Consider the following 10461-nt stretch of genomic DNA (forward strand, 5'->3'; position numbering starts at 1 on the left):
ATGTCCTCACTCAGGGTGTCCGCGCCCTGGTTCGACGAGACCGGCGGTGAGAGTTCCTGGCTCCCGGGGTTACCTACCCCGGTGACAGTGGCGGGACCGCGCCGGATTCGCACCGGCTTCCTCTGCTGCCGCCGTACATGGCTCCGGCAGTCCACCACGGGCCCGGAACACCCGTCAACTTGCCGCTGACCTGGAATGGAGGACTGTGCTGAGCCCCACACCGCGACCGGATCGAGACGAACAAACGCCCGCCCCGACCACAACCACCCACAGGGCGGCCACAGTCGGAGCGGGCGTCGGGGAAGAGTCCGGCCCTCAGGCCACGATCAGATAGATCCCGTACGCCACCACGGCCGTGCAGGCCGCGAAGCACGCGTACGCACCCGTGACGGCCAGCGGCGCCGATTCCCCCTGCGCCACCGCCCGCTCGCTGCGCGAGAGGCCGACGATGCCCAGGGTGAACACGCCCACCATGGCCACGGTGATGACGAGGCTGACGCCGAAGACGGAGCCGAGGGCTACCCAGTCGATCTTCATGTTGCTTCCTTCTGCTTCCTTCTTGCGCGGACCGGGACTCGGACTCAGAGGGCCGTCGCCGACGGCTTCGCAGCGACCTCGGCCGGAGCCGGGATGGTGGCCGTCAGGTCCTCGGTCACGGTGCCGGCCGGAGGCGGGGTCACGGCGGCCATGGCCGCCGTCACGATGCCGGGCTCCGCGTTCTCGATGTCGTTGACGTTCGTGTGGTCGATCACCTCGCGGCGCGACACGATCCAGATCGCCGCGCTCGAAGCGACCAGGAAGACGGCCACCAGGGCCGTGCCCCAGTCCCCGAACCCGGTCACCCACTCCGCGATCGCACCCACCAGCGCCGCCGCCGGCAGCGTCAGCCCCCAGGCCACGAACATCCGTGTCGCCGTCGACCAGCGGACCACGCCGCCCTTGCGGCCGAGGCCCGCGCCCATCACCGAGCCTGACACCGAGTGCGTGGTGGAGAGGGAGAAGCCGAGGTGGGAGGAGGCCAGGATGACGGTCGCCGCGCTGGTCTGGGCGGCGAAGCCCTGCTGGGGCTGGAGGTCGGTCAGGCCCTTGCCCATCGTCCGGATGATGCGCCAGCCGCCCAGGTACGTGCCGAGCGCGATGGCCAGACCCGCGGAGAGGATGACCCACACCGGGGGGTCGGAGTCGGGGGCGACCGCGCCGCCGGCGACCAGGGCGAGGGTGATGATGCCCATCGTCTTCTGAGCGTCGTTCGTGCCGTGGGCCAGCGACACCAGGCCCGCGGAGGCGATCTGGCCGGCCCGGTAGCCCTTCTCCGCCGCCTTGCCCTCGGCCCGCTTGGCGCCGAGCGTGTACGACAGGCGGGTTGCCAGCATGGCCGCGATGCCCGCCACCAGCGGCGCGGCGATCGCCGGGATCAGCACCTTCGTCACCAGCACGTCGCCGTGGACGGCGTTCGTGCCCGCCGAGGCGATGGTCGCGCCGATCAGGCCGCCCATCAGGGCGTGCGAGGAACTGGAGGGGAGCCCGACCAGCCAGGTCAGCAGGTTCCAGAGGATCGCGCCGACCAGCGCGGCGAAGATCACCTCGGGACGGATACCGCTCTCGTCGACGAGGCCCTTGGAGATCGTGTTGGCGACCTCGACGGAAAGGAAAGCGCCTACGAGGTTGAGGACGGCCGACATGGCCACCGCGACCTTGGGCTTGAGCGCACCGGTCGAGATGGTGGTGGCCATCGCGTTGGCGGTGTCGTGGAAACCGTTCGTGAAATCGAACGCAAGCGCGGTGACGACCACGATCGCGAGGATCAGCGAGAAGCTTTCCATTTACCCAGATTTCTTCGGGACGTCAGTGCCTGGTGGACCGTAGGCAACCTGGATGAACGGAAGGTGAACTGATGGGGGATGGTGGGTGACTTGAAATGGGGCGCCGCTCCTCCGGATGGGCCGGACGGGCGACGCCCCCTTCTCAGGCCCCCTGCGCGAACCGTTTGAGTTGGGCCGACGTCCCGTTGAAGAGATTCTGGTCACCCGGCAGCGAGCCGCTGTTGTCGTACTGCCAGAAGGTCCAGAGTTTCCGTCCGCCGGACGGCAGGGCCCCCGGGTCTGCCGCGTTGTAGCGGGCCAGCCACAGGGCGTGCCTGGAGGTGAAGGCGCTGCTGCTGTTCGTGCAGGTGTTCCACCAGTGGGCGGTCGTGTAGCTCACCGGACGGCGGCCGGTGAGCCGGTTGACCTCATCGCTGAAGGCCGTGATCCAGCCGGCCATCCTCGCCTTGCCGAGGCCGTGGCACTTCTGCTTGCCGTACGGATTGTACTCGATGTCGAGCGCGGGCGGCAGCGTCCAGCCTTCCGCACGCCAGGCCCCGCCGTTGCGTACGAAGTACCGGGCCTGGGTGATGCCTGACGGCCTGTCCGGCAGGGCGAAGTGGCAGGCGCCGCGGATCAGGCCGGCGGCCCGTGAACCGGCGTACTGCCGGCTGAAGTACGGACTGCGGTAGGTGTGGGACTCGGTCGCCTTGACGTACACGAAGGTGGCGCTCTTCGCCTTCGCGGACTGCCAGTCGACGTTCTTCTGGTGCGACGAGACGTCGTGCCCCTTCGGCTTCCCCGCAGCCGAGACCGGAACCTCCGTCAGGACGGTCCCGCCGATGGCGATCGCCGCCGCGGTGGCCGCGAGGGCGCGGGAGCGGCGGCGGAACGGTTGGCGATGGACGCGTGGGAACAGCTTGAGATCACGGGCCAGGTGTCCCCCCCCCGGAACGGCTGCGCGCGTGACAAATCTCCAGGAGGCTGCTGGAAGACCGGCAGTTCTTCGGCGTTCCCCGGCCAAAGCGCGCGAAAACGCCGATGCGCACGCATACGCGCCCTTACGGTCGCCACGGTTACGGCCTGCAGTGCCCTCGCCCGGTGCCGTCCAGGGACCGCGCCTGACAGGATCAGGGGCATGGCTGAGCGGCGACGGGACGGACGTGACGTGCGGGACAGCGCGCAGGGGGCGGGCGCGGAGGAGGGGGGCGCCACGCCCGGCGAGACGGAACTCGCCTGGGCCGGGCTCGTCGCGACGGCCCGTCGCACCGTGGCGGACGGTCTTGTGGTCGGCACCTCCGGCAACGTCTCCGTGCGCGTCGGGGACACCGTCCTGGTCACCCCGACCGGCGTTCCGTACGACCGGCTCACCCCCGACGACACCGTGGGCGTCGACCTGACCGGCCGCCAGATCCTCGGCACCCTGACCCCGACGAGCGAACTGCCCATGCATCTCGCCGTCTACCGCGCCACCGACGCCCGCGCCGTCGTCCACACCCATGCCGTGCACGCGACGGCCGTCTCGACGCTGCTGCGTGAGCTGCCGCTGATCCACTACATGGCGGGCGACCTCGGCGGTCCCGTCCGAGTCGCCCCGTATGCGGCCTACGGCACGGAGGAGCTGGCCGAGAACATGCTCGGGGCCCTGGCCGGCCGCGCCGCCTGTCTCCTCCAGAACCACGGCACGATCGCCCACGGAGCCACCCTCGACCAGGCGTACGACCGCACCGCCCAGCTGGAGTGGATGTGCCGCGTCTGGCTGACGGCGTCCTCCCTGCCCGGACTGTCCCCGACGCTCCTGTCGGAGGACCAGGTGCGAGAGGCGGCGGAGCGGCTCAAGGGGTACGGGCAACGGGGGTAGCGGGGGTCGTGGGGGGCGGGGGTGGGGGTCGCGGGGGAGGGACCTCACCCCCGTTCCGTCCTCCCGCTGGCCGCCGGAGCGCTCCGCAACGAGACTGGGTCCGTGCGCCCAGTCACCGCGACGGCCGCGGCCGTCACCGTAGCCCTGGCAGCCGGTGCCGCCAGTGTGGCCGCCGGCCGCTATGCCAGCGACGCCGCTCTCAAGGCGCCCCCCGGCAGGCCCCTGCCCACCGAACCCCGGCTCACCGTGCACTCCACCGCGGCCGGCCGGGTCGCGCTCACCCGTGCCCTGGCCTCCCAGCGCCCCGGCACCTACGGTCTCGCCGGCGACAGGGTCCACGCGGTCGTCGGTCCCGTCCTGCACCACGCGGCCCACTCCGCCGACACCGTCGTACGCCGCCTTCAACGGGTCACCCACGGCACCCTGGAACCCCGGGACAGGGTCTGGCTCATCCCGAACGTGTACGTCGGCGACCCCGGCGCCGCCCTCGGACTCGACCACCTCGACATCGAGGTCCCCGGTGAACTCGGCGCCCTGCCCGCGTGGTTCGTGCCCGGCGCGCGCAGCACCTGGGTGATCACCGTGCACGGCCTCGGCGCCACCCGTGAGCACCCCCTGAACGTGCTGCCGTTCCTGTACCGCCAGCTGTTCCCGGTCCTCGACCTCGCCTACCGGGGCGATCCCGGCGCGCCCCGGCCCCAGGACGGTCTGGGCCACCTCGGCGAGACCGAGTGGCGCGACCTCGACGCGGCGATCCGGTACGCCCTGCGCCACGGCGCCGAGCACGTCGTCCTGTACGGCTGGTCCACCGGCGCCACCATGGCCCTGCGGGCCGCCGCCCACTCCGCGCTCCGTGACCGTGTCTCCGGGCTGGTCCTGGACTCGCCGGTGCTCAGCTGGGAGACCACCCTGCGCGCCCTCGCCACGGCCCGCCGCACCCCGGGCGCGCTGCTGCCGCTGGCGGTACGCGCCGCCCAGGGCCGTACCGGTCTGCACGGCGACCGCATCGACGAGGCCGCCGACCCCGCCCGGCTCACCGTTCCGGCCCTGATCTTCCACGGCCCCGCCGACACGATCGCTCCCTGGACGCCGTCGCGCCGCCTCGCGGCCCGCCGCCCCGACCTGATCACCCTGCACCAGGTCCCGGACGCCCCGCACGGCGCGATGTGGAACGCGGACCCGGCGACGTACGAGGAAGCCCTGCGCCGCTTCCTGACCCCGCTGATGTAGGCGGCCCCGCTGCCCGGGCCGTGGGCGGCCCCGCCGGCCACCCGCCCGCGAAACGCCTGGTCCGCAGCACCTCACCCACGGACGGCCTTTCCGTGAACCCCCTTCCGTTCAAGGCTGGACCACTGGCTTGAACACCCCCCTGGCCCCCCGCCCGAACCCCCTCGACCGGCCGGCCCCGTGGCCCGCCGTGGCATTCCGTTTGGGTTTTCGGACCGTCAACCGGAAGACTGCACCCGTGACGTCCCGTATCCCGCGCGACTCCAGGCTTCGACTCGTCCGCCAGCGACCCCTGGCCGCCGCCCCACGAGCAATGAACCAGCGGCGCTCGCGCCGCCCCGCACCCCGTCCGCCCGAGGGCACACCGGCACCGGCGGAACTGGCCAGAATGGCCCGCTCCGGTCTGGCCGGCGCGGCCCGTGTCGCCCGCTGGACCGACCCCGCACTCCGCCCCGGCCGTGACGGCGGGGCCTCCGACGGCAGGGGCACCCTGTCCGACGCCACCGCCGAACGAGCAGCCTCCGAACTGGGACTGACCCCGGATCAGGTCCGACACGACTGGGACACCGCCCGGCTCGCCGGCCTGGTCGAGGTGCACGGCGACATCGCACGCCCCGGCTGGCGGCTGCGCGCCTGGAACCGCGACGACAGCGCCGTACTGCGCGGCTGGGTCGCCCTCTTCGACGCTTGGTCGATCGCCCACCCGGAGGCCGCGGACCACGAACCCGCCGCCGTCGCCGAGGTTGTCTCCGCGATGCCCCAGGTACTCTCCTTCCTCCAGCTCTCCGCGGGACCCGTCCCCATGGAGCAGCTCCTGGACCTCCTGGAACAGCGGGTCACGGAACTGCGCACCGAGCGCTGCGAGATCCCGTACGGTCCCCAGCCCGAGCCGCTGCCGCAGCAGCCGGAGACGGCCCCCGTCGCGGACACCCCGCTCGCCCCCCTCCTCGACTGGGCCCTGCACGCCCTGGCCTCCGTCGGCGCCCTCACCTACGGCGACGGCCATGCCACGCTCACCCCGCTCGGCAGCTGGGCGGTCTGGGTCAAGCTGGAGCAGATCTGCGTCGCCGCGCAGAGCCCGGCCGGCAACATCGAGCAGAACGCCGAGGACATGCTGCGCGGCTGCTCCCAGCTGCGTCCCAACGCGGCCCGGGCCGAGTACCGTGCCTGGCTCGCCGCCCGGCCCGTCGGCAGTGCCGTCGCCGAACTCCTCGACGCCGCCCGTGGCGAGGACGCCCTGCTGCGCGGTCTGGCCTTCGAGGCGCTCCGAGTGGTCGGCGGTCCCGCCGAGCCCGACGTGCGCGCCGTGGCGGAGCAGACCCCGCTGCGGCCGTACGCCCTGCTGTGGCTGGCCGAGCACGACGGGATCGACCCGGAGGACGCCTACGAGGTGCTCACCCGCGAGGAGGCCACCTGGATGTGGGTGGACACCGCCGCGGCTGTCGCCGACCACGGCGAGGCACCGCTGCTCGTACGCCACCTGGAGTCCGCGGTGCAGCCCACCATCCCTGCGCTCCTCGACGAGGTGCGCGCGGTCGGCCACCCCCGCACCGTCCAGGTCCTGGTCGCCCTCGCCGCCGCCCACCCCGATCCGGCCCTGGCCAAGGCCGTACGCCGGGCCGCCTTCCAGGTGCACACCGGAGGAAACTAGGGCCTGTCCGGGGCGGACGGAGACGGTCAGGCCTGTATCTCAGGCGCGTACGTGCCGAAGCTCCAGACGTTGCCCTCGATGTCGCGCGCCATGTAGTCGCGCGAGCCGTAGTCCTGGTCCGTCGGGGGCATCAGGATCTCCGCGCCGTGCTCCAGGGCCTGCTGGTGGTGTGCGTCGACGTCGTCCACGACGACGTACACCCCGCACGTGCCCGCGTCCTTCATCGCCTTGTCGAAGACGCCGCCGGTTCCCTTCGAGCCGAGCATCACCGCGCCGTTGCCCTGCACCAGCTCGGCGTGCAGCACCGAGCCGTCCTCCCCCTCGTACACCGACGCCTCGGTGAAGCCGAACGCCTCCGTGAGCTGCCTGATCGCCGCCTTCGCGTCCGCGTACACCAGTGTCGGGTAGACGCTGGGACGCCCGCCGCTCGTGCCTGCCATGCCCATCACTCCCTCAAGTCCCGTTGCCGGACAACCAGAAACCAGAAACCCGAAAAATCGCCTGCGCCCAGTCTTGCACCGGCCACTGACAACGCCCGCCGAGCTGCGGCGTCGCAGGACCGGTCCGAACGGAGGACCCGTTCCGAACACCTGGACGCAGAAAAAGTGGCTTGCACGACCCCGTTAGACTTGCCGCATGGCCATTCTCCTCGCGCATTAGACGGCGGGAACGTCCTCAGCCGCCCACCCCGCCAACAACCCCGCCCTGGAGTCTGTCCGTGATCTCCGCCTCCGGTATCGAGCTGCGCGCCGGCGCCCGTGTCCTCATCGAGTCCGCCACCTTCCGCATCACCAAGGGCGACCGCATCGGCCTGGTCGGCCGCAACGGCGCCGGCAAGACGACCCTCACCAAGGTCCTCGCGGGTGAGGGCATCCCCGCCGCGGGCCAGGTCGCCCGCTCCGGCGAGGTCGGCTACCTCCCCCAGGACCCCCGCACCGGCGACCTGGACATGATGGCCGGCGACCGCATCCTCTCCGCGCGCGGCCTGGACACCCTGATCCGCAAGATGCGTGAGAACGAGCAGCGCATCGCCAACGGCTCGGGCGCCACACGCGAGAAGGCCATGCGGCAGTACGAGCGCCAGGAGACGGAGTTCCTCACCAAGGGCGGGTACTCCGCGGAGGCCGAGGCCGCGACGATCGCCGCCGCGCTCAACCTGCCCGACCGGGTGCTCGGCCAGCCCCTGCACACGCTCTCCGGCGGTCAGCGGCGCCGTATCGAACTGGCCCGCATCCTGTTCTCGGACGCGGACACCCTGTTGCTCGACGAGCCGACCAACCACCTCGACGCGGACTCGATCGTCTGGCTGCGCGACTACCTGAAGACCTACCGCGGCGGCTTCATCGTGATCTCCCACGACGTCGACCTGGTCGAGACGGTCGTCAACAAGGTGTTCTACCTGGACGCCAACCGGGCCCAGATCGACGTCTACAACATGGGCTGGAAGCTCTACCAGCAGCAGCGCGAGGCCGACGAGAAGCGCCGTAAACGCGAGCGCCAGAACGCCGAGAAGAAGGCCGCCGCGCTGAACGCGCAGGCCGACAAGATGCGCGCCAAGGCCACCAAGACGGTCGCCGCGCAGAACATGGCCAAGCGCGCCGACCGGCTGCTCGCCGGGCTCGACGCGGTACGGGTCTCCGACAAGGTCGCCAAGCTGCGCTTTCCCGATCCCGCGCCCTGCGGCAAGACCCCGCTCATGGCGGAGGGCCTGTCGAAGTCGTACGGCTCCCTGGAGATCTTCACCGACGTCGACCTGGCCATCGACAAGGGCTCCCGCGTCGTCATCCTCGGCCTCAACGGCGCCGGCAAGACGACCCTCCTGCGCCTCCTCGGCGGCGCCGAGAAGCCCGACACCGGAGAGGTCATCGAGGGCCACGGACTCAAGCTCGGCTACTACGCGCAGGAGCACGAGACCCTCGACCCCGAGCGCTCGGTCCTGGAGAACATGCGCTCCGCCAACCCCGACCTGGACCTGGTCGAGGTCCGCAAGACGCTCGGCTCGTTCCTGTTCTCCGGCGACGACGTCGACAAGCCCGCCGGCGTCCTCTCCGGCGGCGAGAAGACCCGCCTCGCCCTCGCGACCCTGGTGGTCTCCTCCGCGAACGTGCTCCTCCTCGACGAGCCGACGAACAACCTCGACCCGGCCAGCCGCGAGGAGATCCTCGGCGCGCTGCGCACGTACAAGGGCGCCGTCGTCCTCGTCACCCACGACGAGGGCGCCGTCGAGGCGCTCCAGCCGGAGCGGATCATCCTGCTGCCGGACGGCGTGGAGGACCTCTGGGGAGCCGACTACGCGGACCTGGTGGCCCTCGCCTGACGGTCACGGTCACGTGATCGAATCGCTGATCCACTTCCTATGGATCATTCGGCCGATCCGTGATCCATCATCTGTGTGAGATCTCCTCATACCGAGGTGTGTCCTACATCGATTTCGCGGCCGGGCCGTTCTTCGACAAGGGCCCGGCCGTCGCACGTTCCTGACCAGGCAATTCGCGAATCAACTCGTTCGGCCGTACGGACAACCATGTGCGGAATTACAAATTCCGCTTGTGGGGATGCACTCCTGTCGTCAAAACCTTGTCTCACGGACCTTGCCGAATGGGTGGCCATGAGGCGCCTGAGGGGTGATCATGAGAGGACCAGAGCGCACTTCCCACGAGGAGGCACGGGTGGCCGAGACTCTGAAGAAGGGCAGCCGGGTAACCGGCGCCGCGCGCGACAAGCTCGCGGCAGACCTGAAGAAGAAGTACGACTCCGGTGCGAGCATTCGAGCGCTGGCCGAAGAAACCGGTCGCTCGTATGGCTTCGTACACCGGATGCTCAGCGAGTCGGGCGTCACGCTCCGTGGACGGGGCGGGGCGACACGGGGCAAGAAGGCCGCTTCGGCCTGATCCCCGGCGACTCGTCGGCTTCGATGGTGACCACCCGGTCGGTCGGCTGACCGGCCGGGTGGTTACTGTGCAGTCACTTAGGTGTGTCCCGCAGGGGACACGCACCTGATCCGACCGCACCCATCGGAGGCGCCCCATGGCTTCGTTCGACCAGGACGTTGTTGGCCGAGGTCCCGAATTTTCCGTACTCGACAAGGACGGCGTACGGCTTACCGTCGACGACGCGGTCGCCACGGTGACGCTGGCCAACCCGGCCAAGCGCAATGCGCAGAGCCCCGCTCTGTGGCGGGCCCTGGCCGAGGCCGGTCGGCTGCTGCCGGGCACCGTGCGTGTCGTCGTGCTGCGTGCCGAGGGCAAGTCCTTCTCGGCCGGACTGGACCGGCAGGCGTTCACGCCCGAGGGGTTCGACGGCGAGCCGTCGTTCATCGATCTCGCACGCAGCGACGACGCCACGCTGGACGGAACCATCGCCGGGTACCAGGAGGGCTTCACCTGGTGGCGGCGCACTGACCTGGTGTCCATCGCCGCCGTCCAGGGACACGCCGTCGGCGCGGGCTTCCAGCTCGCGCTCGCCTGTGACCTGCGCGTCGTCGCCGACGACGTGCAGTTCGCCATGCGCGAGACCAGCCTGGGCCTCGTCCCCGACCTGACGGGCACCCATCCGCTCGTCGGCCTGGTCGGCTACGCCCGCGCGCTGGAGATCTGCGCGACCGGCCGCTTCGTCCAGGCCGAGGAGGCCGTGAACACGGGCCTTGCCAACATCGCCGTACCGGCCGGGCAACTCGACGACGCCGTACGCGATCTGTCGGCCGCGCTGCTCGCCGCGCCCCGCGACGCCCTCGTCGAGACGAAGGCGCTGCTGCGCGGCGTCCAGGGCCGCACGTACGACGAGCAGCGCACCGCCGAACGTGCCGCCCAGGCCCGCCGGCTGCGGGACCTCGCGGGCGTCGGCGACTGACACTCCCGTCATCGGACACACGTGTGAGGGGCCGCTGCCGTGGGCCCACGGCAGCGGCCCCTCACACGTGT

General features: G+C 71.1%; 10 protein-coding genes and 1 riboswitch. Of the genes, 6 read left to right on the forward strand and 4 right to left on the reverse strand.

Annotation, left to right across the window (positions count from 1 at the left end; translation table 11 throughout):
- Nucleotides 1-29: 29 nt before the first annotated feature.
- Nucleotides 30-172: riboswitch (cobalamin riboswitch) on the reverse strand.
- Between the two features lie 143 nt (nucleotides 173-315).
- From RB628_RS22815 to RB628_RS22825, 3 genes are all read right to left on the reverse strand, one after another.
- Nucleotides 316-537, reverse strand: a complete 222-nt coding sequence (locus RB628_RS22815; RefSeq protein WP_318322368.1) for a hypothetical protein — start codon at nucleotides 535-537, stop codon at nucleotides 316-318.
- A 44-nt stretch (nucleotides 538-581) separates the two neighbouring features.
- On the reverse strand, nucleotides 582-1823 hold the full coding sequence (locus tag RB628_RS22820; protein ID WP_318322369.1) for an inorganic phosphate transporter: 1242 nt from the start codon (nucleotides 1821-1823) through the stop codon (nucleotides 582-584).
- 142 nt (nucleotides 1824-1965) lie between these two features.
- A complete protein-coding gene (locus RB628_RS22825; RefSeq protein ID WP_412180708.1) occupies nucleotides 1966-2739 on the reverse strand; it encodes a GH25 family lysozyme in 774 nt (257 codons plus the stop codon).
- Nucleotides 2740-2940: 201 nt separating this feature from the next.
- Between RB628_RS22825 and RB628_RS22830 the strand changes: the two genes are divergently transcribed.
- From RB628_RS22830 to RB628_RS22840, 3 genes are all read left to right on the forward strand, one after another.
- Nucleotides 2941-3663, forward strand: coding sequence for a class II aldolase/adducin family protein (locus RB628_RS22830; RefSeq protein WP_318322370.1), 723 nt, complete (start codon nucleotides 2941-2943; stop codon nucleotides 3661-3663).
- Nucleotides 3664-3765: 102 nt separating this feature from the next.
- Nucleotides 3766-4893, forward strand: coding sequence for an alpha/beta hydrolase (locus RB628_RS22835; protein WP_318322371.1), 1128 nt, complete (start codon nucleotides 3766-3768; stop codon nucleotides 4891-4893).
- A 235-nt stretch (nucleotides 4894-5128) separates the two neighbouring features.
- Nucleotides 5129-6541: a hypothetical protein gene (locus RB628_RS22840; RefSeq protein WP_318322372.1), complete on the forward strand. Its 1413-nt coding sequence runs from the start codon at nucleotides 5129-5131 to the stop codon at nucleotides 6539-6541.
- 26 nt (nucleotides 6542-6567) lie between these two features.
- On the opposite strand, the gene RB628_RS22845 is transcribed toward RB628_RS22840, so the two are convergent.
- The gene (locus RB628_RS22845) at nucleotides 6568-6981 is read right to left on the reverse strand and encodes a VOC family protein (RefSeq protein WP_318322373.1); all 414 of its coding nucleotides are present in this window, start codon (nucleotides 6979-6981) and stop codon (nucleotides 6568-6570) included.
- Nucleotides 6982-7259: 278 nt separating this feature from the next.
- Between RB628_RS22845 and RB628_RS22850 the strand changes: the two genes are divergently transcribed.
- The 3 genes from RB628_RS22850 to RB628_RS22860 all read left to right on the forward strand — a co-directional run bounded on the left by RB628_RS22850 (nucleotide 7260) and on the right by RB628_RS22860 (nucleotide 10390).
- A complete protein-coding gene (locus RB628_RS22850; protein ID WP_318322374.1) occupies nucleotides 7260-8858 on the forward strand; it encodes an ABC-F family ATP-binding cassette domain-containing protein in 1599 nt (532 codons plus the stop codon).
- Nucleotides 8859-9210: 352 nt separating this feature from the next.
- Nucleotides 9211-9432: a helix-turn-helix domain-containing protein gene (locus tag RB628_RS22855; protein ID WP_006123601.1), complete on the forward strand. Its 222-nt coding sequence runs from the start codon at nucleotides 9211-9213 to the stop codon at nucleotides 9430-9432.
- A gap of 136 nt (nucleotides 9433-9568) precedes the next feature.
- Nucleotides 9569-10390 carry an enoyl-CoA hydratase/isomerase family protein gene (locus tag RB628_RS22860; protein WP_318322375.1) on the forward strand — a complete coding sequence of 274 codons (822 nt, stop codon included), beginning with the start codon at nucleotides 9569-9571 and terminating at the stop codon, nucleotides 10388-10390.
- Nucleotides 10391-10461: the final 71 nt, after the last annotated feature.

It is taken from the genome of Streptomyces sp. ADMS (assembly GCF_033441795.1).
Classification (GTDB): domain Bacteria; phylum Actinomycetota; class Actinomycetes; order Streptomycetales; family Streptomycetaceae; genus Streptomyces.